This is a genomic window from Streptomyces sp. NPDC048352 (assembly GCF_040651895.1).
Lineage (GTDB): Bacteria > Actinomycetota > Actinomycetes > Streptomycetales > Streptomycetaceae > Streptomyces.
In genome coordinates this window covers 1-22,169 of record NZ_JBEZKZ010000023.1, presented here as the reverse complement: position 1 = coordinate 22,169, position 22,169 = coordinate 1, and the positions used below count along the sequence as shown (strand labels likewise).

Here is a 22,169-nt window from a genome sequence, read left to right as displayed (position 1 = left end):
ACGGCCGCCGGACGCCAAGCCAGGAGGAGCGTGTAGCGATCTGATGCGCCTGTTGGCCCCCGTCGTGCACGTGGGGCCGTATCCGGGAGGTAGCAGGGTCAGACCCCTCGCGGGTCTGTGACTGGCCCCTTCCTTGACGCTTCCCCCATGCCGTTCCTTCGGGGGCTTCCCGACAGTCTTTGGCATTCCGGGACGGGCCGGTCGGTCAAGGGTGGCCGAAGGCCATCGCGAAGCGACGCGACGAAGGAGCGCCCTTGAGGGACCGGCCCGGCACGGAAGGACAGTGGACTGGCGGGCAGCCCCCGGCACACCACCGACCCCCTCAACCGTGCCCCGCCCCCACCCCCGACCCCGCCCGCCCCGGCCGCCCCCCGCCGTGGCGCAGCGATGAGTTTCGTCGGTCCTGGCAGTCTCCTAGGCGTCGACAGACGACGACGGAGGAGGAAACCCGTGGCGCAGGTGCAGCTGCTCAGAGTCCAGAACTTCAACGTCTCCCGGGACGGCTTCGGTGCCGGGGAGGACCAGAGCCTGGAGCGGCCCTTCGGTCATGCCGATCCCGGGACCATGTTCGCCTGGGCCGGCGCCACCGCGAGCTGGCCGAACCGCACCGATCCCGGCGGCAGCCGTGGCCTCGACGACTACTTCACGCGGGACTTCACCCACCACATCGGCGCCGAGATCATGGGCCGCAACAAGTTCGGGCCGCAGCGCGGGCCCTGGCAGGACCACGACTGGCAGGGCTGGTGGGGGGAGGAGCCGCCGTTCCACACGCCGGTGTTCGTGATGACGCACCACGAGCGGCCCTCGATCACGCTGTCCGACACGACGTTCCACTTCGTGGACGGCGACCCGGCCTCGGTCCTCGCGCGGGCGAAGGAGGCGGCGGGCGGCAAGGACGTACGGCTCGGCGGCGGGGCCACCGTCATCAGGGAGTTCCTTGACGCCGACCTCGTCGACACCCTGCACGTGGCGGTCTCCCCCCACGTGGAGATCGGCTCCGGCTCCCGGCTGTGGGAATCCCCGGACGAACTGCTGGACCGCTTCCACCTGGAGGTCGTCCCCAGCGCCAGCGGCGTGGTCCACCACCTGTTCTGGCGCAGGTGACTTATCCGGTGGACAGGGGGCCGGAGCGGATCCGATAGTGCGGCCATGGCTTCTCTCGTGCGGCACGTGACCGTCGACTGCTCCGACCCCTACGCCCTGGCGCAGTTCTGGCTCGCCGCCCTCGACGGCAAGCTCGGGGACGGCGACTTCCCCGGCGACCCCGAGGTGCTGGTCGAAACCGCCGGTGCCGGGCTGCTGTTCATCCGGGTGCCCGAGGGCAAGACGGTCAAGAACCGGATCCACCTGGACCTCCAGCCGCAGGACCGGACGCGCGACCAGGAGGTGGAACGGCTGGCCGGCCTGGGCGCCACCGTGGTCGAAGACCACCGCAACGCCGACGGCACCGGCTGGGTCACCATGGCGGACCCGGCGGGCAACGAGTTCTGCGTGGAACGCAGCGCCGCCGAGCGGGCCTAGGCCGTCTCCCACCTGACCTCGCCGTCCTGCCACCGGTCGGTGGGGGCGAGGCCGGCTGCGGCGGCGACGGCGGCCGACGCCCGGTGGTCGGGGTGGACGTGCGCGACGACCGTACGCGGCCGCAGCCGGGCGACGAGCCCGCTGGCGGCCTCGGTGGCGATCCCCCGGCCCTGCCAGGGGGTTCCCACCACCCAGGAGACCTCCGCGACGCCGTCGCCGACCGTCGCCTGGACGGTGCCGACGAGGCACCCCTCCTCACGGAGCCGGACGACCCAGTTGCACCAGGAGACGGCGGGGTCGGGCGAGCCCGCCTGCCAACGTTCGTAGCGGGCGCGCAGGGCCTCGACCGTCTCCGGGGCGCCGCCGGTGAAGGCGTGCAGCCCGGGGTCGGACAGCACACCGGCCATCTCGTCGGCGTGCTCGGCCCGCAGCGGCAGCAGGTCGAGCCGGTCGGTGCGGATGATCTCGGGAGGGGTCACGACGACGAGTATGCGCGACGGCCGGCAGGGCCGAACGCCCGTGCTGCGCCGGTGTCTTCGCGGACGCGTACGCCTCCGCCGGCCGGCCACCTGACACATCCCGCCCCGCCCCCCGGGCACCCCGCCGCCCCTCCCCCTACGCTCCCCGCATGATCGATGCACAGACCCACGTCCGCGTCGCCCGTCCCTCCCGGGACCTGGAGGCCGCCGAGCGGTTCTACGTCGACGGGCTCCGGCTCGACGTCCTGTGGCGCACGGCAGGACACGTACCCGGGGAGCACGACCTGCTGATGGTCGGGCCGGCCGGCGGCGGGTGGCACTTCGAGCTGACCCTCGACCCCGACGACCCGGTCGAGCCGTCCCCCACCGTGGACGACCTGTTCGTGGTCTACCTCGGGCAGGCCCCCGACGAGGCGCTCGTACGGCGCCTCGTCGCCTGCGGCGGGACCGTCGTGCCCTCGCACAATCCGTACTGGGACGAGTACGGGGTCACGGTGGCCGACCCCGACGGCTACCGGCTCGTGCTGTGTTCCCGCACCTGGGGCTGAGTCCCCGCCTCCCGGGCGTCGATGAGCTCGTCCCAGTGCTCCTGCGTCCACGCGCACGCCGCGTCGAGCGGCCCGAGGAGTCCGTGGCCGAGCAGGGTGAGGGCGTAGCCGCCCGGCTCCTGCCGTTCGACGAAGCCGTCGCGTTCCAGGCCGCGCAGGGACTGCGTCAGGGACTTGGCGGTGATCCCGCGCAGCGGGACCTTGAGCTCCGAGAAGCGGCGCGGCCCGTCCTGGAGGCAGCGCAGGATCAGCGGCGCCCACTTGTCGCCGACGCGGAACGGCACCAGCGTCGAGGGGCAGACGGGGTCGAACATCTCGGGGTCCAGGGGCGGCTGCGTCATGATCACCACGGTAGGCCGGTCCCGGCCGGTATCCAATCGGTAACCACCCCTTTCCTTACGCTCACGGCATGACGAGCCCCACCGCGAACACCGAGGACAAGGACGCCACCGTGAACACCACCGGCAGCACCACCCCCACCCGTCTCATCGTCTTCGGCGCCACCGGCCGCGTCGGCCGGGCCGTCGTCGCCGGGGCGCGGGCGCGCGGGCTGGAGGTGACGGCGGTGGGCCGGGCCGACGGGGAGGTGACCTCGGCGGCGGACGTCGCGCGGCTCGCTGCCGGGCACGACGCGGCGGTGGTCGCGGTGTACGACGCCCAGGCGGCGCCGGGCGAGTTCTTCCCGGCCGTGGCGCGGGCGCTGGCGGCGGGCCTGCCGCAGGCGGGGGTGCGGCGGCTGGTGTCCGTCGGGCTGGCCTCCGTGCTGCCGACGGCGGACGGGACACCGCTGATGGACACCCCCGGCTACCCGCAGGAGTGGCGGGAGTTCTACGTCGGTCACGGCGCCGGCACCGAGGCGCTGCGGGCCGCCGCGCCCGAGGCCCTGGACTGGGCGGTGCTGTCCCCGGCGGGCGACTTCGACCACGAGGGAACCCCGCGCGGCGGCTACGCGGTCGCTCCCGCCGACGCCGGGAGCCGGATCACCCCGGCCGGTTTCGCCGAGGCCGTCCTCGACGAGGCCACAGCCCCGACCCTGCACGCCGTACACGCGGGCATCCACGAGGAGGCGGCCTCATGACCACCACCCCGGACACCCCCGCTCCCGTGACCGACAGCCCGAACCCCCGGGTGGCGGACCACATCCGGGAGATCCCGCTGGTCCTGGTCACCCCGGCCTGAGGCCCGGCCCCTCGACGGAGCGGGTCACTTCACCTTCGGCGCATCGGGGACCCCGGCGTCCAGGGCGGTGCCGGCGCCCGCGAGGGAGCTGTTGGTGGACCGCGTCGCGGAGCCGGCGGCGGAGCTGGTCACCGCCAGGGCGGTCTTGGCGTCCTTCACCGCCTGGCCGGGGTGGTCGGCGATGTCGGCGACGCGCTTGACGACGGGCTGCCCCTCGACGGTGGGTCCGTCGGCGGCGTGCGCCGTGAGGGGGGTGAGTGCGAGTGCGGCCCCGCCGGTGAGGGCCAGGACGGAGAGGGTGCGCTTCATTGCCTTCATGCCCCGCCCAACGACCCCCGGCACCCCGGGTCACCGCATGCCCGGCCCGTTCCGCGCATCGGATGACCCGGCCGGCCCGCACCCGGCCCGGGAAGGCGGCCGGCCGCGGGCACGCGCGCGGCCCCGGATCGGGGGATGGGCCGCGGGCGATGACACAGCGGGACTTCGGGTGGTGCTGTCAGTCCTCGACCACCAGCGCCGGGGTCGACTTCGTCAGGACCTCGCCGCGGAAGAAGGCGGGGCTGCGGCGTCCGGTGGCGAACATGACGACCAGGCCCAGGGCCAGCAGGCCGACGCCGATGACGAAGACGCTGCCGACGCCGAAGACCGCGGAGCCGGAGCCGTAGGCGGGGTCCCAGGCGTCCGTCAGCGTCTTGAAGAAGACCGCGGCGAGGAGCAGGCCTCCGAGGACCGGGAAGACGCCCTTGAAGAACAGGTCGTGGGCGGAGCGGCGCAGCTCGCCGCGGAAGTACCAGACGCAGGCGAAGGCCGTCAGCGAGTAGTAGAAGCAGATCATCAGGCCGAGCGCGAAGATCGTGTCGGTGAGGACGTTCTCGCTGACCAGGGTCATCACGGTGTAGAAGGCGCCGGTCGCGATGCCCGCCATGACGGTGGCGCGGCCCGGGGTCTTGAACTTCGGGTGGACCTTGGCGTACGAGGACGGCAGGGCCTCGTAGGCGGCCATGGCCAGGACCGTGCGGGCCACCGGGATGAAGGTGGTCTGCAGCGAGGCGGCGGCGGAGGCGAGCACCGCGACGAAGAGCAGGATGCCGAGCAGCGGGCCCATCACCGGGCCGGCGAGGGCGGCGAAGACGTTGCCGGAGGTCTCCTCGTTGCCGAGGCCGAGGCCCTCGGCGCCGGAGCCGACGGCCATCTGGGCGGCGATGCCGGTGGCCAGGTACGAGCCGACGAGGACGACCATCGCGATGAGCGAGGCGCGGCCGGGGGTCTTGGCGGAGCCGGTGGTCTCCTCGTTGGTGGCCAGGCAGGCGTCCCAGCCCCAGTACATGAAGATCGAGAGGGAGAGGCCGGCGGTGAAGGCCGCCATGGATTCGACCGCGAAGGGGTTCATCCACTCCCAGGAGAAGTCCAGGCCGGTGTCGAAGGTGCCGGCGGAGGCCTTCTGGAAGGCCATCACGACGAAGATCGCCAGGACTGCGAGCTGGAGGCCGACCAGCGTGTACTGGACGCCCTTGGTGGCGGTCATGCCGCGGTAGCTGATGGCGGTCGCGACGGCGATCAGCGTCAGGCAGGTGGCGATGTGGACGAGCTTGTCGTCGTCGAGGGCCGCGATCGAGTCGCTGCCGGTGACCTCGCCGGCCAGCAGCCAGAAGTAGGAGGTGGCGACGCCCGCGAGGTTGGAGAGCACGATGATCGTGGCGATCACCAGGCCCCAGCCGCACATCCAGCCGATCCGCGGGCCGAAGGCCTTGACGGTCCAGGTGAACGAGGTGCCGCAGTCCGGCATGGCCTTGTTGAGCTCGCGGTAGGCGAAGGCGACCAGGAGCATCGGGAGGAAGCCGGCCAGGAAGACCGCCGGCATCTGGATGCCGACCTCGCCGGCGGTGGAGCCGAGGGTGGAGGTCAGGCAGTAGACGGGGGCGACGGTCGAGATGCCGATGACGGCGCTGCCCACCAGGCCGACGGAGCCCTTGCCGAGGCCCTTGCCGCGTACTTCGGCCGCGGCGCCGTCCCCGTGCCCGGCGCCGCCCTCGGCGACGCCGCCTACCGTGTCTCCGACCTGAGGCCGTGTGTCCAGCTGTGTCATGGGAAAGGACGTTAGATGCTGCGGTTTCCTTATCCGGAAGACTTAAGTCCGGTACTTCACAGGCCTAAATCCCTTTGATTACGAAGATCGAAAGCATTCACATGACCGCAATACAAGGTTCACTCAGGCACCTATCCATGATTCGAGAGGCGCTGACACGGGAGTTCCGGAATGCGGAAACCGCAGGAGTACCCGATATGTCCGTTTCAAAACTTTCCCGTGCCAATTTTCGAAGGCCCCCGGACCGTGCTCCGACCGCCAAACGACTGCGCGGCGTGAAAACCGCTGGACGGCGCGTGACCGCGCCTGACAGGCTCCCGGCATGACCTACGGAATCGAGTCCCACCCCGCCCGGTGAGCGGCCGCGACGAGCGCACGTCGCTCACTCCCGCCGCTCCCGCACCCTCCCTCCACGACTACGCCCTCTTCCGCCAGGGCATCGAACCCGACGGCCGCTTCCCGCGCCGCGGCCACCCCTTCCCTGACGGGCCCGACGGGCCACCGCCCCCCGAGCCCTCCCGGCCCCGCCTCACCTGGACCCAGGCGCGGGACGAAGTGGCCGCCGCCCTCGCCGGGCCGCTGGCCGACCCGGACCCCGTCCGGGCCGCCGAAGCCGTCCACCACGCCGTCGCCCGGCTCCGGCTGCCGGACCGCACCCTGCGCGCGAACGCCACCCGGCTCCCGCTGGCCGACGAACCCGCCGCCCGGCGCACCGCACGGCAGCTGACCCGGACGGGCACCAGCCCCGCCGCCGTCGGCGTCGGCCTGGCCCTCCTGATCCGCCTCGGCGAACCCGAGGACGTGCCCTGCCTCAAGGCCCTCGGGCTGCTGCGCGGGCTGCGCTCCGTGGCCGCGGCCGCGCTCGACCCCCTCGACCGGCAGGCGGCCGCCCTGCTGACGCTGGCCGGCCGCAGCCGGTCCGCGGAACTGGACCCACTCATCGAGGCGGTGGCGGCCGCCGGGTCCGCCCCCGCGGGCGGCGAGGCCGTGCGCGACGCGCTCGTCACCCTCCTCACCGCACCCGACTGGCCCGCGGTGGCCCGCTGGCAGGCCCGGCGCATCGCCGAGGCGGCCCGCCTGGACGACCTCCTGCGCGCCCGGCCCGAGGACGCCGCGCTGGTCACGGCCGCCGGACGGCTGCTGCACGCCATGGCCGACCGGCGTGAGCACCGGGCCGACCTCCTCGACTACGGCCCGGCCGCGCAGGTGTACCGGGCCGTCGTGGCCCGGGCGGCCGCTCCGGCACCGACCCTCGACCACCAGGTGCTCCTGCTGTCCCTCGCCTCCGACCTGCACAGCGGTACGGCCGCCCTGCTCGACTGGCCGGCCGGGGAGCGGGAGGCGCTCCTGGGCCGCCTGCAAGCGCACCTGCACCGCACCACCGCACCCGAACCCGCCGCGCCCGCCGACCGCCGACGCGCCGCCTGGCTCCGGCGCAACCGCCTGCGCCCCTTCCGCCTCCCGGCCCCGCCCGCCCCCCTGCGCATCGAGGTGGCGGTGGCCGATCCCGCCGACTCCCCGGCCGTCGAGACGCGGATCCTGATCCACGGCCGCCCCCTGCTCCCGGCCCTCTTCGGCAACGGCCCGGGCCACGCGCCCGAGTACCTGCTCGACAACGGCGCGCTGCTGGCCGGCCCCGAGCCGCACGAGGTGCAGCTCGCCGAGGCGTCCTGCACGGAGGGGTGCTGCGGCGCCCTGTACGTCACCGTCCGCCGCGACGGGGACGACGTCGTGTGGGACGGCTGGCGCGGGGCGACCGGCCCGCCCCCGCCGGAGCTGCGCTTCGACGCCGCCGCCTACGACGCCGAGGTCCGGCGCGCCACGGACGACGACTCCTGGTGCTGGCCGGCCCGCGCCACCGCCCGGCGGATCTCGGCGGCCCTGCGGGAGCGGCCGGAGCCGGCGGCGCGCTGGGGCCTCGGTCGGGCGCGGGCCCACACCGGCTGGCACGACCCGGACACCGTGAGCGTGACCTTCCACTACCGGCCCGAGCCGGCCACCCCGCCGGAAGGAGGGGACGGCCCCGGCCTGGTCTTCGTATGGGACCTGCCGGACGACGGCCGGCCGCCCGAGGTGCAGGCCGCGGCGGCGGTGGCGCGCATCGGGGCCACCGACCCCAAGGCCTTCGCCAGGGTGGCGGGCGGAAGCCGGGAGCTGGCCGAGTCCCTCGGCTACGCCTGGCCCCGGCGGGACTGAGGCGCGGCGCCCCCGGGTGCCCCGGCGACGGGACACCCGGGGGTACCGTGCCCCCTAGGTCGACCAGACCACCGACTGGATCTCGCTGTACGCGTGCAGGGCGTACGAGCCGACGTCCCGCCCGACCCCCGACCGTTTGAAGCCGCCGAACGGGGCCTCCATGTTGCGGCCGATCGTGTTGACCCCGACACCGCCCGAGCGCAGCCGGCGCGCCACCCGGAACGCGCGGGCGACGTCCGCGGACCACACGTAGCTCAGCAGCCCGAAGTCGCTGTCGTTGGCCAGCCGGACGGCCTCCTCCTCGTCCCCCTCGAAGGGGACCACCACGACCACCGGGCCGAAGATCTCCTCCCGCACCACCCGCATGTCGTTCGTGCAGTCCACCAGCAGCGTCGGCGCCACGTAGAAGCCGCGGCCGTCCCCCACCACCGGGCGCTCCCCGCCGTGGGCGATCCGCGCGCCCTCCTTGCGCCCCAGCTCCACGTACGACTCCACGCGGTCCCGGTGCGTCGCCGAGATCACCGGTCCGACCACCGTGCCCCGCTCCGCCGGGTCGCCCACCTTCATGTACGCCAGGTAGCCGCGCAGCTTCTCGACCAGCGGTTCGTACACCGACCGGTGGACGATCACCCGGGTGGGAGCGGTGCAGATCTGGCCGCTGTAGAAGGAGAAGGTGGTGCCGATCCCCGCCACCGCCGCGTCGAGGTCCGCGTCCTCGAAGACGACCGCGGCGCCCTTGCCGCCCAGCTCCATCAGCTGCCGCTTCATGGAGCGCCCGCACACCTCGGCGATGCGCCGGCCGACGTCCGTGGAGCCGGTGAAGGACACCATGTCCACGTACGGGGAGTCCACCGCCGCCTCGCCGACCTCCACCGAGGCGCCCGAGACGACGTTGACCACCCCCGCCGGGACACCCGCCTCGTGCAGCGCCTCGGCCATCTTGAACACCGACAGCGGGTCCTGCGGAGCCGGCTTGACCACCACCGTGTTCCCCATCGCCAGCGCCGGGGCCACCTTGCCCGCCGGGTTCGCCCACGGGTTGTTGTAGGAGGTGATGCAGCTGACCACGCCGACCGGCTGGCGCACCTCCAACGCGCCCAGCACGCTCGCCCTCCCCATCGGCCCGGCCTCGGTGACCTGCGGCGGCAGGCCCTTCTCGACCGGCTCCAGGGCACCCTTGGCGTACCGCCGGAAGCGGGACACCCCGACGCCGACCTGCATCCCGCGGGCGATCCCGGTCGGCGCGCCCGTCTCGGCCCGCGCCAGCGCCGCCCACGGTTCGAACTCCCGCTGCATGACGTCCGCGGCCCGGTCCAGGATCGCCGCGCGCTCCCCGGGGGGCGTACGGGACCACGTACCGAAGGCCTCGGCGGCGGCGCGGGCCGCCTCCTCCACCTGGGCGCGGGACGCCTCGGGGGCCAGGCCCACCACGGATTCGTCGGCCGGGTTGACCACCTCGTAGTGCCCGGCGTCGGGCTCCACCCACTCGCCGCCGATGTAGAGCCGCGTCATCGGGTGCTCACCGTCCTCGTGTCCCGGCCGGAACGGAGCACGGTCCCGGGGACCGCCCCCGTCACCTCGTCGTCGCGGATGGTCTCGACGCCGTTGACGCGTACGGACACGACCCCGATCGCCCGCGCGTCCAGCCGCGGGCTGTCGCCGGGCAGGTCGTGGACCAGGGTCGCGGGTGCCGCGTCGATGCGCTGCGGGTCGAAGAGGACCAGGTCCGCGTGGAAGCCCTCGGCGATCCGGCCGCGCCCGCGCAGCCCGAACAGCCGGGCCGGGTCGTCGGTGAGCATCCGTACGGCCTGCTCCAGCGGCACCAGCTTGCGGCCGCGCAGGCAGTCGCCGAGGAAGCGGGTGGTGTACGGGGCCCCGCACATCCGGTCCAGGTGCGCGCCCGCGTCCGAGCCGCCCAGCAGGACGTCCTCGTGCTGCCAGGTCTCGGCGCGCAGGGCCCACGACGCCGGGTCGTTGTCGGTGGGCATGGGCCACAGGACGGTGCGCAGGTCGTCGTTGGCGCAGATCTCGACGAGGCACTGGAAGGGGTCCTGGCCGCGTTCGGCGGCGATGTCGCGCACGACGCGGCCGGAGAGGCCCTCGTTCTCCTTGCTGTACGTGTCACCGATGACGTAGCGCCCGAAGTCGGCCAGGCGCCGGAAGACGCCCGCCTCCTTGCTGTCGGCGCGGCGCAGCATCGCGGTGCGGACGTCCGGGTCGCGGAGGCGGGCGATCCGTTCGGGGACGGGCAGTGCGAGGACCTCGCCCCAGCCGGGGATGAGGTTGAGGGCGCAGAAGGTGCCGAGGGACATGTTCATGGGGGTGAGGATCGGCATGGTCAGCGCGACGATCCGGCCGCCGGCCTTGCGGGCGCGCTCGCTGGGCACCAGCTGGCGCGGGACGCGTTCGGGGACGGCGGCGTCGATGGTGAGGACGTTCCAGTTGAGGGGCCGGCCGGCGGCGGCGCTCATGTCGACGAAGAGGTCGATCTCCTCGTCGGAGAACTGGTCGAGGCAGCCGGCGACGATGGCTTCGAGCTGGGTGCCCTCGTGTTCGCCGACGGCGCGGGAGAGGGCGAGCAGCTCGGCGGGTCCGGCGTGGCGGGAGGCGACGGGGGCGCCGGCGCCGTCGGAGTGGGTGGAGGACTGGGTGGTGGACAGGCCCCAGGCGCCGGCGTCCATGGCCTCGTGGAGGAGGTCGGTCATCTCCCGCAGCTGCTCGGGGGTGGGCTGTCCGCCGGTCGCCTCCTCGCCCATGACGTGGCGGCGCAGGGCGCAGTGGCCGACCATGAAGCCGGCGTTGACGGCGATGCGGCCCTCCAGGGCGTCGAGGTACTCGCCGAAGGTGGACCAGGTCCAGTCGACGCCTTCTTCGAGGGCCTTGAGGGCCATGCCCTCGACCTTGCTCATCATGCGGCGGGTGTAGTCGGCGTCCTGGGGGCGGGCGGGGTTGAGCGGGGCCAGGGTGAAGCCGCAGTTGCCGCCGGCGACGGTGGTGACGCCGTGGTTCATGGAGGGGGTGGCGTAGGGGTCCCAGAAGAGCTGGGCGTCGTAGTGGGTGTGCGGGTCGATGAACCCGGGGGTGAGGACGAGGCCGGCGGCGTCCTCGCTGGTCACCGCCGCCGCCTCCGTGCCGGGCTCGGCGATGAGGGCGATGCGGCCGTCCTTGATGCCGACGTCCGCGGTGTACGCGGGGGCGCCGGTGCCGTCGACGACGGTCGCTCCGCGGATGAGGTGGTCGAGCATGACGGTCCCCTCCTGGGTGGTTCCTGTCGCCCTGGCCGTTGCCCTGGCCGGGCGTGTTCCGTATCCCCTGCCGGGGTGTCTCGAGCCCTGGGGCGGTGCGGGGCCGTGCCGGGCGTCGCGCCCTGCGGGGCTGTCCCCTACCCGCCCTTCCACCGTTCCCAGGGGCGCTGCTCCTGACCCCGCACGGGCGCTCCGCGCCCGTCGCCACAAACGCCGGCCGTTTCAGCCCCGCCGGCGTTTGAGGCGCGGGTCCGGGCAGAGCCCGGGGAACGGTGGAAGGGCGGGGAGGGGCAGGCTCCGCGCAGCGGCCGACCACCCGCACCCGACCCACCGGCCCCCGCCACCCGCACCGACCCCGCCCTGGGTCCAACGGCCGGAGTCCGGCGCAGCGGCACGAAGCCGGTAAGGCGCCCCGGCGCCGCACCGCGCGAGCGGCGCGTCAGGAAGAGGTGGCGGCGGCCTGGCGGAAGCGGGTCGTGCGGTGGACCGGGTCCGTGTCGATGTGCGGGATCACGTGTTCCCCGATCAGCTTGATCGTGGTCATCGTGTCCTCGTACGACACCCCCGTCGGCAGTCCGAAGGACAGCTGGTCCGCCCCCGCCTGCTCCCACCTCTTGCACTGCGCCCTGACCTCCGACGGGTCGCCGCAGATCAGCAGCTCCTCCGCGATCAGCAGCTCGATGATCTCCGCGTTGTACTCCGGCAGCGTCTCCGGCCACTGCGGGATCGCCTCCGGCCGCGGGAAGGTGTCGTGGTAGCGGAACACCAGCGACTGGAAGCGGTTCATGTTCGCGTTGACCGCGATCTCCACCGCCTTGTCGTGGGTCTCCGCGCAGATCGCGGTCGAGGTGACCATCACGTTGTCGTTGACGAAGGCCCCGATCGCCTTCGCCTCCCGGATCGCCGTCTTGTACTGCTCCAGCACCCACTCCATGTCGGAGACCTTCTGGACGCTGAAGCCCAGCACCCCCAGGCCCTTCTTCGCCGCCATCGCGTACGAGGCGGGCGAGCCGGCCGCGTACCACATGGCGGGGTGGGCCTTGCCGTACGGCTTGGGGAAGATCTTCCGGGGCGGCAGCGACCAGTGCTTGCCCTGGAACCCCTCGTACTCCTCCTGGAGGAACATCTTGGGGAATTCCGCGATGGTCTCCTCCCAGATCTCCTTGGTGTGGTTCATGTCCGTGATGCCCGGCAGGAAGCCGAGGATCTCGTGGCTGCCGGCGCCGCGCCCGGTGCCGAACTCGAAGCGGCCCTGGGAGAGGTGGTCGAGCATGGTGACCTTCTCGGCCACCTTCACCGGGTGGTTGACCGGGGCGAGCGGGTTGAAGATGCCGGAGCCGAGGTGGATGCGCTCGGTGGCGGCGGCGAGATAGCCGAGGAAGACCTCGTTGGCGGAGAGGTGGGAGTACTCCTCGAGGAAGTGGTGTTCCGAGGCCCAGGCGTACTTGAAGCCGGACTGGTCGGCCTGGATGACGTACTGGGTCTCCTCGAGCAGCGCCTTGTGCTCCGCCTCGGGGTCGACCTTGGACCGCGCCTCAGGCACGTATCCCTGCACGAAGAGCCCGAATTCCAAGGGGTTCACCGTCCTTAGGTTTCTGACGTTCCGTCAGATTTGATGGGTCCGACTGTTCCACCGCCGGGGCGGGACCGTCAAGAGAGCCGGAAGGCCTTGTCTGACGTACCGTCAGACACTCGGCGGGTCAGAGCACGCTCACCCCCGCCATCCAGCCGCCGTCCACCACGAACGGCTGCCCGGTGATGTAGGAGGAGTCCTCTCCGGTCAGGAAGAGGGCCAGCTTCGCGACCTCCTCCGGCCGCCCCACCCGCCCCAGCGGGACCACCCGCTTGTACAGCTCGGCCATCGCGTCCCGGGCCTCGTCCGTCATCCCCGCCGGGTCGAGCAGCCCGGGGTTGGCCATGGGGGTGTCCACCGCGCCCGGGCACATGGCGTTGACCCGGATGTTCTTCGCCGCCAGCTCCAGCGCCGCCACCCGGGTCAGCCCGAGGATCGCCGCCTTGGTCGCCGCGTACGCCCCCACGTACGCCATGCCCGTCAGCCCGGTGTAGGAGGAGGTGTTGACGATGGTCCCGCCGCCGGCCGCCTCGATCTCGGGGGCGGCCGCCCTGATGCCGAGGAAGGCGCCGATCTGGTTGACCTCGACCACCTGGCGGAACTCCTCCAGAGGGGTCGAGGCCAGCTCGTTGAAGCGCAGGATGCCCGCGTTGTTCACCAGCCCGTCCACCCGGCCGAAGGCCTCCTTCGCCGCCGCCATCGCGGCCGCCCAGTCCTCCTCCCGGCTCACGTCCAGCCGTACGTAGCGCACCCGGTCCGCGCCGGTCTCCTCGGCGATCTCCTTGGCGACGGCGGCGCCCTGCTCGTCCAGTACGTCGCCCAGCAGCACCTTCGCGCCCTCGGCGGCGAAGAGGCGGGCCTCCTGCTCGCCCTGGCCGCGCGCCGCGCCCGTGATGACGACGACGCGCCCGTCCAGCTTGCCCATGGGGTACCCCTAGTCGTTGAGGAGCGGGGCCACCTCGGCCCCGAAAGCGGTGATCTGGTCCACGAGTTCGCCGCGGTCGCGGCTGCGGAAGCGGACCTGGATCTGGTCCGCGCCCAGCGCCCGGTACTCCCGGAGCGACTCGGCGAGCACCTCCGCCTTGCCGGTCAGGGTCCGCCGGCCGGTGTCCCAGCCGGGCTCGCCCACGTAGAGCGCCTCGGTGATCGCTCCCACCTCGAAGGGGCCGGTGACGCCCGCCGCCTCCCGCAGCCCGCGGATGCGGGCGACCTGCTCCGGGATCCGCTCGCGCGGGTCTCCCTGCGGGAGCCAGCCGTCCCCGCGCACGGCGGCCCGGCGGACGGCGGCGGGCGAGGAGCCGCCGACCCAGACGGGGATCCGCGCCTGCGCGGGACGGGGCAGCTGCCCGAGGTCCCGGAAGGCGAACCGCTCCCCCTCGAACCATGGGTACTCCTCGGGCCCGAGCGCCGCGCGCAGGGCGTCCAGGCTCTCGTCGAGGACGGCCCCGCGGCGCTCGAAGTCGACGCCGAGCACGTCGAACTCCTCCCGGACGTGCCCGGCCCCGACCCCGAGGACCAGCCGGCCCCCGGAGAGGTGGTCGAGGGTCGCGTACTGCTTGGCGGTGAGCAGGGGGTGGCGCAGGCCGACGATCGCGACGTGGCTCAGCAGCCGTACCCGCTCGGTGATCCCGGCGAGGAAGGCCAGGGTGGCCACCGGGTCGTACCAGACGGTGCCCATGGGTCCGGCGAGCCGGCGCGGGATGGCCACGTGGTCGCAGGTGGCCAGGTAGCCGAAGCCGGCCCGGTCGGCGGCGCGGGCCACCTCGGCGAGGTCGGCCGCGCCGGCCCCGGCCTCCCAGGGCTCGGCGTAGAGGGTGCTCTGCGACTGGACGGGGAGCTGCATCCCGTACGCCAGCCGGCCTTGCGGAAACACGCGTGCCATGCCGGGCCCGCCTCGCCTTCGTATGCCGATTCGTCGTGCGGTGCCGGGCCATCGTCGTAGCTGACGGACCGTCAGGCAAGGGGTCGGCGGGACGCACCAGGTCGGACGGCGGCGACACGAACTAGGGTGCGGGGCGTGGAACTGACACTCACCCTCGTGAGCGGGCTCGCCTGGACCCTCGTGTACGTCGAAGCCGCCCGGATCGGGCTGCGGGACCGGACGTACGCGATGCCCGTCGCCGCGCTCGGGCTGAACCTCGCCTGGGAGGCCACCTACGCCGTCAACGACTTCCGCACCGGGGTGTCCCCGCAGGGGGTCGTCAACGTGGTGTGGGCCGTCGCGGACCTGGTGATCCTGTACACCTACCTGCGCCACGGGCGCGCCGAGCTGCCCGGCTTCGTCACGCGGCCGCTGTTCGCCGCCTGGAGCGCCCTCGTCCTGGGCGCCGGCTTCGCCGTGCAGTGGCTGTTCCTCGCGCACTTCGGGGCGCACGACGCCAGCCGCTACTCGGCGTTCCTCCAGAACCTGCTGATGTCGGGCCTGTTCATCGCCCTCTACGCCGCCCGGCGCGGCCCGCGCGGGCAGTCGCTGCTCATCGCGGTCGCCAAGTGGCTCGGGACCCTCGCGCCGACCGTGCTCTTCGGGGTGCTGGAGGGATCCGGCTTCGTCCTCGGGCTGGGCGTGCTGTGCTGCGTCTTCGACCTCGCCTACATCGGGCTGCTGGCCCTCGGGCCCGCCACCGGCGGGCCCGGTACGGTCGGGCCCGATACGACCGGGTCCGGTACGACCCGGCCCGGTACGGTCAAAAGCCCGCCGGCCCCATCGCGATGACCGGCTTCGCCGCCGGGTCCAGGGTCCGCAGCAGCTGCTCCATCGCCTCCTTCGGGAGGCCGACGCAGCCCTGGGAGGGGCCGTCGTGGTCCACGTGGAGCCAGATGTTGCCGCCCTTGTCCTCGCCCTCCGGCATGGCCGGATCCAGCGGGGACACCCCCGTGCGGCGGTTGTAGTCGATCGCCACGACGTAGTCGAAGGAGCCGTCCAGGGACTCGCCGTTGACGCCCAGGCCCGACGGGACGAACGCCCGGTCCTGGTCGTAGGGGAGCTTCGTACCGGGCGGGGCCGGGAGCAGTCCGCCCGCGTCGGTCAGGGAGAACACGCCCTGCGGGGAGGTCAGGTCCCCGTACTCGCGCTCCGTGGACCAGCCCTTGGCGCCGTTGCGGGCCGGCCAGTGCCCGGCCGGGGACCAGTCGGCGCCCGCGCCGGTCCGGGTGAAGAAGGTGACGGTGGAGTCCGAGGAGTCCGGGGCCTTGCCGGTGACCAGGACGAGCTGGCGGGCGCTCCCCGGGATCCGGGCGCGGGTCGCGGCGCTGAGGGTGTCCGGCAGCCCGTGCAGGGCGTCGGCCCGGGACGTGCCGCGCGCGGCGTGCCCGGGGCTCCCCTGCGCCTGGGGCCGCACCTGCCGCGCAGCCGCGGCCGGGCTTGGGGTCCGGTCCTGGGCCTGGCCCCGGGGGCGGGCGTCGGAGCGGGCCGCCGGGACGTGCGCGCCGGGTTGCTCGTGCAGGGCGTGCAGCCAGGCGGCGGCGAAGGTCAGCAGGCCGAGGACGGCCACGGCGATCAGGGCCCTCGGCGGTCGGCCGGCCGAAGCGGAACGCCGACGGCCGGCAGCGCGGGGGCCCGTACGGGGCTGCGTACGGCCACCGGTCCGGAAGCGGGAGCGGGCTCGGGCGTGCTTGCTCATCCCCCTGAAGGTACATCAGCTGATCATCGTTCCGGGTGAAGCGCGGTCTCTCGCCGACCCTGCGGCGCGGGAAAGCGGACCCGGACGGTCAGCCCGCCGTCGGGCTCCGGATTGGCCTCGGCGAGGAGGCGCGCGCCGTGCGCCCGCGCGATCGAGGCGACGATCGACAGCCCCAGGCCGGCGCCCTCACCTGCGGTGTGACGGCGTTCCGCGCGGCGGCGGAAGGGCTCCAGCAGGCGCGGCACGTCACCGGGATCGATCAGCGGGCCGGTGTTGGACACCGTCAGCACCCCCTCGGCGGAGGTCGCCACGCGCACCCGGCCGCCCGGGCGGTTGTGGCGCACGGCGTTGGCGAGGAGGTTGCGCACCAGGTGCCCGAGCAGTGCGGCGTCGCCGCTCACCGTCACCGGCACGAGGTCCCGTACGACGGTCAGCGCGGGAGCGGGCTCCGCACCCGGAAGCGGAACCGGCGGGGAGGCGGGGGCCGGGGCGGCGGCGGAGGCCGGGGCGGCGGCAGAGACCGGGGCGGCGGCAGAGACCGGGGCCGGGGCCGAGGCCGGGGGCGGGGGCGGGAGGGCCGTGGAGAGTTCCGCCGCCGTCAGGGACGCCAGGTCCACCGGGGACGCCGACTCCAGCCCCTCCTCCGACACCGCGAGCAGCAGCAGCGACTCCACGAGGTGCTCACTGGAGTCGGCCACCGCGATGAGCCGTTCCCGGATCCGCGCCACCTTCGCCGGCCCCGGATCCCCCGCCAGCCCGATCTCGGCGGCGGCCCGCTGCACGGCGAGCGGGGTGCGCAGCTCGTGCGCGGCGTTGGCGGCGAACCGGCGCTGCGCCCCGACCAGGTCCTGGATCCGGTCGAGCATCCCGTCGAAGGTGTCCGCCAGCCGCTTGAGCTCGCCCGGCGGGGCCTGGAGCCCGATCCGCTCGTGCAGGTTCGCCCCCGACAGGCGGCGAGCCGTCTCGGTGATCACCGCGACGGGGCGCAGGACGCGGCCCGCCATCCACCAGGCGAGCCAGACCGACAGGACGGCGAAGAGGGCGAGGGCGACGAGGGAGACGAGGGTCAGCTCCTGGAGGGCGGCCCGGGCCGCGGCGTCGGAGAGGTTCTGGGTGACCCGCCACTGCTCGATCTGCTCCTGGGTCGGTGCGGTGCCGGGCGGTAGTTTGTGCGCGGGTTCGAAGGTGCGGTCGGCGGGGACGGGCGTGGCGCCGTCCGACGGGACGGGCAGGCCCGGCATGACGGTGGTGACGGCGCCGTTGATGCGGGAGTAGAGGCCGGTGCGCAGCAGGACGTTGACCAGCGCGACCAGGCCGCCGCCCGCGAGGAGCAGCAGCGCGCCGTACAGCGCGGTGAGACGGGTGCGCTCGGAACGGAGCACCGCTCTCATCGCGGAACACCGCTCTGGAGAGGGGCGCCCGGGGCGTCCGTGATGCGGTAGCCCGCTCCCGGCACCGTCTCGATCAGCTGCGGCTCGCCCAGTTTGGCGCGCAGCTTGCTGAGCGTGACCCGCACGGCGCTGGTCCGGTAGCCGGCCTCCTCCTCCCACACCCGCTCGATCAGGTCGTCACTGCTCAGCACCGCCCCCTCCGCCCGCAGCAGCGCCTCCAGCACCGCGAACTCCTTGCGCGAGAGCGCCAGGCGGTGCCCGTCGCGGGAGGCGGAGCGGCGCGCGGTGTCCAGGGCGATCCCGGCCCGCTCCAGGACCGGCGGCAGCGCCGGGTGGGCGCGCCGGCCGAGCGCCAGGACACGCGCGAGGAGCTCGTCGTACGCGAAGGGCTTGGTGAGGTAGTCGTCGGCGCCCAGACCCAGGCCCTCCACCCGGTCCCGTACGGTCCCGGAGGCGGTCAGCATCAGCACCCGGGTCAGCAGCCGCTCCCGCACCACCTGCCGGCACACCTCGTCGCCGTGCAGGCCCGGGAGGTCCCGGTCGAGGACGAGGACGTCGTACTCGCCCAGGCGCAGCCGGCGCAGCGCCTCCAGCCCGTCGCCGGCCTCGTCCACGGCGAGCGCGTCGCCGCGGAGCCCCTCGGCGATCATCTCCCGCAGGAACTCCTCGTCCTCCACCACCAGAACTCGCATGCCGTCCTCTCTACAGGAGGCGCACGTTTCGCCGTTGTAAGCGGCCTGCGGAAGAGAAGCGAAACACCGCCTCCGCGCACGCTTCGCCCCATGAAGCGATCCCTGACCATGACCACGGCCGCGGCCCTCACGGGCCTGGCCCTCTTCGTCACCGCCTGCACGAACGACGGCTCCGCCGGCGGGGGCAGCGGCAGCAGCGGCGCCGGTGCCGGCGGCGCCGGTGCCGACGCCGACAACGCCGTGAAGACGCGGCAGTGCCTGCGCGAGCACGGGATAGACGCCCCCGATCCGAAGCCGGGCCAGAACCCGAACGCGATGACGGTCGGCGGCGGTGCGGACCCGCAGAAGATGGAGGAGGCCATGAAGGCCTGCGGCATGCGCACCGGCTCCGGGGAGGGCCCCACGCAGGAGCAGAAGGACAAGGAGCTGCGCTGGGTCCGCTGCATGCGCGAGAACGGCGTGGACCTGAAGGACCCCGAGTACAGCGGCGGCATGAAGAGCGGCATCGAGGTCCCCAAGGGGCAGGAGAAGGCCTTCGAGGAGGCCCAGAAGAAGTGCGAAGCGGCCTGATGGCGGCCCGGCGGCGGCGCGCGGCGTGGCTGGTGGGCTCGCTGGCGGCCGTCCTGGCCGTGTCGGGCGGGGGCTACGCCGTCCTGGCCCCGCCCGCGCGGGACGGCGAGCGGCGGCATGGCGCCGATGCCCTGCCGGCGGCGACGGCCCCGGTGCAGCGCGGCGACCTCAGCTCGGGCCTCCAGGTGGACGGCACCCTCGGCTACGCGCAGGAGCGCCGGCTGGGCGCGCCCGGGGCGGGGGTCCTCACCTGGATCGCCGCCGAGGGTTCGGCCGTCGAGCGGGACGGGCGGCTCTTCGAGGTCAACGGGAAGGCGGTCCGGCTGCTGTACGGGGCCACGCCCATGTACCGGCCGCTGAAGAGCGGGGACAAGGGCGAGGACGTCCGGCAGCTGAAGCGGAACCTGATCGCCCTGGGGTACGGGACGGGGCTGGACGCGCAGGACGCCACCTTCACGGCGGGTACGGCGGCGGCGGTCAAGCGCTGGCAGAAGGCGCACAGGGCGCCGGAGACGGGCGAGGTCGCCCGGGAGGACGTCGCCTTCGCCCCGGGGCCGCAGCGGGTGAAGCGGTCCGACGCGGCGCTCGGCGACGAGCCCGGGCCGGGCAAGCCGGTGCTGACGGTGACCGGCACCGAGCGGATCGTCCGCTTCCAGCTGGACGCGGCGAAGGCGGGCGCGGTGAAGGCGGGGGACGGGGTGACGGTACGGCTGCCGGGCGGCGGCAGCGCGACGGGGAAGGTGGATGCGGTGGGCGGCACGGCGGGGACGGACGGCCCGGGCGGCCCGGACGGATCGGGTGCGGGAGCCGGCGGGGGCGGCGGGGGTGGCGGGGACAAGAAGGCCAAGGTCGACGTGAGCGTCGTCTTCGACCACCCCGGCGAGGTCAAGGGCCCCGAGCAGTCCCCGGTGTCGGTGGAGCTGACCGGAGAGACCCGCACCGGCGTGCTCTCCGTACCGGTCGGCGCGCTGCTCGCGCTGCCCGGCGGCGGCTTCGGCGTGCAGGTCGTCGAGAGCGGCCGGGCCCGCGAGGTGCCGGTGGAGCTGGGCATGTTCGGCAAGGGCCGCGTCGAGGTCAGCGGCGGCGGCCTCGCGGAGGGCATGCGGGTGGGGGTGCCGAAGCTGTGAGGGAGCACGCACGGCCGGTCGTCGAGCTGGCCGGGGTCACCAAGGAGTACCCGGGCGGGGTCGTGGCCCTGCGCGGGGTCGGCATGACCGTCCTGAGCGGGGAACTCCTCGCCATCGTCGGCCCCTCGGGGTCCGGCAAGTCGACGCTGCTGCACGTCGTCGGCACCCTGGACCGGCCGAGCGCGGGCACCGTGCGGATCGCCGGCCACGACGTCGCCGCACTGTCGGACCGCTCGCTGTCGGCGCTGCGCTCGCGCCACATCGGCTTCGTCTTCCAGTCCTTCCACCTGGTGCCGGGGCTCAGCGCCCGGGCGAACGTCGCCGAGGGACTGCTGTACTCCGGGCTCTCGCGCGCCGAGCGCGGCCGCCGGGCGGCGCGGGCGCTGGAGCGGGTCGGACTCGGCGACCGGATGGAGCACCGGCCCCACGAGCTGTCGGGCGGGCAGAAACAGCGGGTGGCCATCGCCCGCGCGGTGGCGGGCGAACCGGACCTGCTGCTGGCCGACGAGCCGACGGGGGCGCTGGACACGGCGTCCGGGCGGTCGGTGATGGAGCTGCTGCACGAGCTGAACGAGGACGGGGCCACCATCGCCGTGATCACCCACGACCACGAGATCGCGTCGAGCCTGCCCCGGAAGGTGCGCATCCGCGATGGGGAGATCGTGGCGGACGTCCGCGGTGCGGATGCGGCGGGGGCGCTGTGACGGGCGGCCGTACGAGGACCCGTACGCGGCTCAGGCCGCCCAGGCTCACGCCGCGCGACGTCCTGCACGCCGGGTCGGCGGGGCTGCGCTCGCGCCCCGTTCGGGTGTTCCTGTCGGCGCTCGGGATCGCGATCGGCATCGCGACGATGATCGCGGTGGTCGGCATCTCCTCCTCCAGCCAGGCCAAGCTCCTGCGGGAACTCGACGCCCTGGGCACGAACATGCTCGTGGCCACCCCGGGGGCCGCCATGTTCTCGGGGCAGGACACGAAGCTGCCCCCGGAGGCCCCGGGCATGATCTCCCGCATCGAGGGGGTGCGGTCGGTCGGCACCACGGGTGACGTCGGGGAGTCCGTTCGCCGGTCGGAGAACATCCCGAAGGAGGAGACCGGCGGCATCGTGCTGAAGGCCGTCAAGGACGACCTGCCGGGCACCCTGCGGGCCTCCGTCGCCCGGGGCGGCTGGCTGAACGGGGCCACCGGCCGCTACCCGTCGGTGGTGCTCGGACACGTCGCGGCGAGGCGGCTGGGCATCACGGAGCCGGGGCAGCAGGTGTTCGTCGCCGGACGCCACTTCACGGTCGTCGGCATCCTGGACCCGGTCCCGCTGGCTCCGGAGATCGAACGCGCGGCTCTGGTCGGCTGGGAGGCGGCCGAGCGGCTGCTGGGCTTCGACGGCCACCCGACGGCGGTCTACGAGCGCTCGGCGGACGACCGGGTCGCCGCCGTCCGGGCCCTCATCCCCCGGACGGCCAACCCCCGTACGCCGAGCGCGGTTTCGGTGACGGACCCTTCGGCGGCGCTCCAGGCGAAGGCGGCCACGGAGGGCGCGTTCAGCACCCTGCTGCTCGGCCTGGGCGGGATCGCCCTCCTGGTGGGCGGGGTCGGCGTCGCCAACATCATGATCATCTCGGTGCTGGAGCGCCGCCACGAGATCGGCCTGCGCCGCTCGCTCGGCGCCACGAAGGGGCAGATCCGGATCCAGTTCGTCACCGAGTCCCTGCTCCTGTCGGGCCTCGGGGGGCTGGCGGGCATCGCCCTGGGCGGGGCCGCCACGGGGGTCTACGCCCGGGCCGGCGGCCTCCCCTGGGTGGTCCCGCCCTGGGCGGTCTCGGGCGGCTTCGCGGCCACCCTGGCCATCGGCACCCTGGCCGCCGCGCTGGAGAAGCTGGCGCCGGAGATCCCGGCCGGCTCGACCTGCGTCCTGATCCTGCCGGACGGCGGGGACCGCTACCTGGAC

At 73.9% G+C, this 22,169-nt stretch carries 22 protein-coding genes; 10 read left to right on the top strand and 12 right to left on the bottom strand.

Annotated elements, in window-relative coordinates; translation table 11 throughout:
- Positions 1 to 450: 450 nt before the first annotated feature.
- Complete coding sequence (locus AB0D45_RS14790; RefSeq protein ID WP_362458614.1) at positions 451 to 1,104, top strand: dihydrofolate reductase family protein; 654 nt, start codon at positions 451 to 453, stop codon at positions 1,102 to 1,104.
- Between the two features lie 45 nt (positions 1,105 to 1,149).
- Positions 1,150 to 1,521 carry a VOC family protein gene (locus tag AB0D45_RS14785; RefSeq protein WP_362458611.1) on the top strand — a complete coding sequence of 124 codons (372 nt, stop codon included), beginning with the start codon at positions 1,150 to 1,152 and terminating at the stop codon, positions 1,519 to 1,521.
- On the opposite strand, the gene AB0D45_RS14780 is transcribed toward AB0D45_RS14785, so the two are convergent.
- Positions 1,518 to 2,000 (bottom strand): GNAT family N-acetyltransferase, encoded by a 483-nt coding sequence (locus AB0D45_RS14780; protein ID WP_362458608.1) that lies wholly within the window; start codon positions 1,998 to 2,000, stop codon positions 1,518 to 1,520. The genes AB0D45_RS14785 and AB0D45_RS14780 overlap by 4 nt on opposite strands.
- 149 nt (positions 2,001 to 2,149) lie before the next feature.
- Here AB0D45_RS14780 and AB0D45_RS14775 point away from each other — a divergent pair, with 149 nt between their 5' ends.
- Positions 2,150 to 2,548, top strand: coding sequence for a VOC family protein (locus AB0D45_RS14775; RefSeq protein WP_362458605.1), 399 nt, complete (start codon positions 2,150 to 2,152; stop codon positions 2,546 to 2,548).
- On the opposite strand, the gene AB0D45_RS14770 is transcribed toward AB0D45_RS14775, so the two are convergent.
- The gene (locus tag AB0D45_RS14770; RefSeq protein ID WP_361608495.1) at positions 2,512 to 2,889 is read right to left on the bottom strand and encodes a helix-turn-helix domain-containing protein; all 378 of its coding nucleotides are present in this window, start codon (positions 2,887 to 2,889) and stop codon (positions 2,512 to 2,514) included. The two genes, AB0D45_RS14775 and AB0D45_RS14770, sit on opposite strands and share 37 nt — an antisense overlap.
- Before the next feature lie 68 nt (positions 2,890 to 2,957).
- Between AB0D45_RS14770 and AB0D45_RS14765 the strand changes: the two genes are divergently transcribed.
- A complete protein-coding gene (locus tag AB0D45_RS14765) occupies positions 2,958 to 3,626 on the top strand; it encodes an NAD(P)H-binding protein (protein ID WP_362458602.1) in 669 nt (222 codons plus the stop codon).
- A 125-nt stretch (positions 3,627 to 3,751) separates the two neighbouring features.
- Here the strand turns inward: AB0D45_RS14765 and AB0D45_RS14760 are convergent, their stop codons facing one another.
- On the bottom strand, positions 3,752 to 4,045 hold the full coding sequence (locus AB0D45_RS14760; protein WP_362458599.1) for a hypothetical protein: 294 nt from the start codon (positions 4,043 to 4,045) through the stop codon (positions 3,752 to 3,754).
- 178 nt (positions 4,046 to 4,223) lie between these two features.
- Positions 4,224 to 5,813 (bottom strand): APC family permease, encoded by a 1,590-nt coding sequence (locus AB0D45_RS14755; RefSeq protein ID WP_362458596.1) that lies wholly within the window; start codon positions 5,811 to 5,813, stop codon positions 4,224 to 4,226.
- Positions 5,814 to 6,167: 354 nt separating this feature from the next.
- Between AB0D45_RS14755 and AB0D45_RS14750 the strand changes: the two genes are divergently transcribed.
- Positions 6,168 to 8,009: a hypothetical protein gene (locus AB0D45_RS14750; RefSeq protein ID WP_362458593.1), complete on the top strand. Its 1,842-nt coding sequence runs from the start codon at positions 6,168 to 6,170 to the stop codon at positions 8,007 to 8,009.
- A 54-nt stretch (positions 8,010 to 8,063) separates the two neighbouring features.
- Here the strand turns inward: AB0D45_RS14750 and AB0D45_RS14745 are convergent, their stop codons facing one another.
- The 5 genes from AB0D45_RS14745 to AB0D45_RS14725 all read right to left on the bottom strand — a co-directional run bounded on the left by AB0D45_RS14745 (position 8,064) and on the right by AB0D45_RS14725 (position 14,709).
- Positions 8,064 to 9,521 (bottom strand): aldehyde dehydrogenase family protein, encoded by a 1,458-nt coding sequence (locus AB0D45_RS14745; protein WP_362458590.1) that lies wholly within the window; start codon positions 9,519 to 9,521, stop codon positions 8,064 to 8,066.
- Positions 9,518 to 11,254 (bottom strand): D-aminoacylase, encoded by a 1,737-nt coding sequence (locus tag AB0D45_RS14740; RefSeq protein WP_362458587.1) that lies wholly within the window; start codon positions 11,252 to 11,254, stop codon positions 9,518 to 9,520. Before AB0D45_RS14740 ends, AB0D45_RS14745 begins: the two co-directional genes overlap by 4 nt.
- A gap of 439 nt (positions 11,255 to 11,693) precedes the next feature.
- The gene (locus AB0D45_RS14735) at positions 11,694 to 12,827 is read right to left on the bottom strand and encodes an LLM class flavin-dependent oxidoreductase (protein WP_362458732.1); all 1,134 of its coding nucleotides are present in this window, start codon (positions 12,825 to 12,827) and stop codon (positions 11,694 to 11,696) included.
- Positions 12,828 to 12,954: 127 nt separating this feature from the next.
- Entirely contained in the window at positions 12,955 to 13,752 is a 798-nt protein-coding gene (locus AB0D45_RS14730; RefSeq protein ID WP_362458584.1) for an SDR family NAD(P)-dependent oxidoreductase, read from the bottom strand.
- A 9-nt stretch (positions 13,753 to 13,761) separates the two neighbouring features.
- Positions 13,762 to 14,709 (bottom strand): LLM class F420-dependent oxidoreductase, encoded by a 948-nt coding sequence (locus AB0D45_RS14725; protein ID WP_362458581.1) that lies wholly within the window; start codon positions 14,707 to 14,709, stop codon positions 13,762 to 13,764.
- Between the two features lie 135 nt (positions 14,710 to 14,844).
- Here AB0D45_RS14725 and AB0D45_RS14720 point away from each other — a divergent pair, with 135 nt between their 5' ends.
- Entirely contained in the window at positions 14,845 to 15,540 is a 696-nt protein-coding gene (locus AB0D45_RS14720) for a hypothetical protein (RefSeq protein ID WP_362458578.1), read from the top strand.
- Here the strand turns inward: AB0D45_RS14720 and AB0D45_RS14715 are convergent.
- From AB0D45_RS14715 to AB0D45_RS14705, 3 genes are read right to left on the bottom strand one after another with little or no spacing between them, the layout of a single operon-like run.
- Positions 15,512 to 16,447 carry a L,D-transpeptidase family protein gene (locus AB0D45_RS14715; RefSeq protein WP_362458575.1) on the bottom strand — a complete coding sequence of 312 codons (936 nt, stop codon included), beginning with the start codon at positions 16,445 to 16,447 and terminating at the stop codon, positions 15,512 to 15,514. The genes AB0D45_RS14720 and AB0D45_RS14715 overlap by 29 nt on opposite strands.
- A 23-nt stretch (positions 16,448 to 16,470) precedes the next feature.
- Positions 16,471 to 17,838 carry an ATP-binding protein gene (locus AB0D45_RS14710; RefSeq protein ID WP_362458572.1) on the bottom strand — a complete coding sequence of 456 codons (1,368 nt, stop codon included), beginning with the start codon at positions 17,836 to 17,838 and terminating at the stop codon, positions 16,471 to 16,473.
- Positions 17,835 to 18,530 carry a response regulator transcription factor gene (locus tag AB0D45_RS14705; protein ID WP_362458569.1) on the bottom strand — a complete coding sequence of 232 codons (696 nt, stop codon included), beginning with the start codon at positions 18,528 to 18,530 and terminating at the stop codon, positions 17,835 to 17,837. The genes AB0D45_RS14710 and AB0D45_RS14705 overlap by 4 nt, the downstream gene beginning before the upstream one ends.
- A gap of 90 nt (positions 18,531 to 18,620) precedes the next feature.
- Between AB0D45_RS14705 and AB0D45_RS14700 the strand changes: the two genes are divergently transcribed.
- The 4 genes from AB0D45_RS14700 to AB0D45_RS14685 form a co-directional block, all read left to right on the top strand.
- A complete protein-coding gene (locus tag AB0D45_RS14700; RefSeq protein ID WP_362458566.1) occupies positions 18,621 to 19,100 on the top strand; it encodes a hypothetical protein in 480 nt (159 codons plus the stop codon).
- On the top strand, positions 19,085 to 20,227 hold the full coding sequence (locus tag AB0D45_RS14695) for a peptidoglycan-binding protein (RefSeq protein ID WP_362458563.1): 1,143 nt from the start codon (positions 19,085 to 19,087) through the stop codon (positions 20,225 to 20,227). Before AB0D45_RS14700 ends, AB0D45_RS14695 begins: the two co-directional genes overlap by 16 nt.
- The gene (locus AB0D45_RS14690; RefSeq protein ID WP_362458561.1) at positions 20,224 to 20,931 is read left to right on the top strand and encodes an ABC transporter ATP-binding protein; all 708 of its coding nucleotides are present in this window, start codon (positions 20,224 to 20,226) and stop codon (positions 20,929 to 20,931) included. Before AB0D45_RS14695 ends, AB0D45_RS14690 begins: the two co-directional genes overlap by 4 nt.
- Positions 20,928 to 22,169: FtsX-like permease family protein (locus tag AB0D45_RS14685; RefSeq protein WP_362458558.1), on the top strand; the 1,242-nt coding region annotated here is incomplete at its 3' end. The genes AB0D45_RS14690 and AB0D45_RS14685, both read left to right, overlap by 4 nt.

Bases quoted from the DNA above. Each gene is read 5' to 3' on its own strand.
- AB0D45_RS14785 (WP_362458611.1), top strand. From the start codon at position 1,150: ATGGCTTCTCTCGTGCGGCACGTGACCGTCGACTGCTCCGACCCCTAC.
- AB0D45_RS14775 (WP_362458605.1), top strand. From the start codon at position 2,150: ATGATCGATGCACAGACCCACGTCCGCGTCGCCCGTCCCTCCCGGGAC.
- AB0D45_RS14770 (WP_361608495.1), bottom strand. From the start codon at position 2,889: ATGACGCAGCCGCCCCTGGACCCCGAGATGTTCGACCCCGTCTGCCCC.
- AB0D45_RS14765 (WP_362458602.1), top strand. From the start codon at position 2,958: ATGACGAGCCCCACCGCGAACACCGAGGACAAGGACGCCACCGTGAAC.
- AB0D45_RS14760 (WP_362458599.1), bottom strand. From the start codon at position 4,045: ATGAAGGCAATGAAGCGCACCCTCTCCGTCCTGGCCCTCACCGGCGGG.
- AB0D45_RS14755 (WP_362458596.1), bottom strand. From the start codon at position 5,813: ATGACACAGCTGGACACACGGCCTCAGGTCGGAGACACGGTAGGCGGC.
- AB0D45_RS14745 (WP_362458590.1), bottom strand. From the start codon at position 9,521: ATGACGCGGCTCTACATCGGCGGCGAGTGGGTGGAGCCCGACGCCGGG.
- AB0D45_RS14740 (WP_362458587.1), bottom strand. From the start codon at position 11,254: ATGCTCGACCACCTCATCCGCGGAGCGACCGTCGTCGACGGCACCGGC.
- AB0D45_RS14730 (WP_362458584.1), bottom strand. From the start codon at position 13,752: ATGGGCAAGCTGGACGGGCGCGTCGTCGTCATCACGGGCGCGGCGCGC.
- AB0D45_RS14725 (WP_362458581.1), bottom strand. From the start codon at position 14,709: ATGGCACGCGTGTTTCCGCAAGGCCGGCTGGCGTACGGGATGCAGCTC.
- AB0D45_RS14715 (WP_362458575.1), bottom strand. From the start codon at position 16,447: ATGAGCAAGCACGCCCGAGCCCGCTCCCGCTTCCGGACCGGTGGCCGT.
- AB0D45_RS14710 (WP_362458572.1), bottom strand. From the start codon at position 17,838: ATGAGAGCGGTGCTCCGTTCCGAGCGCACCCGTCTCACCGCGCTGTAC.
- AB0D45_RS14705 (WP_362458569.1), bottom strand. From the start codon at position 18,530: ATGCGAGTTCTGGTGGTGGAGGACGAGGAGTTCCTGCGGGAGATGATC.
- AB0D45_RS14700 (WP_362458566.1), top strand. From the start codon at position 18,621: ATGAAGCGATCCCTGACCATGACCACGGCCGCGGCCCTCACGGGCCTG.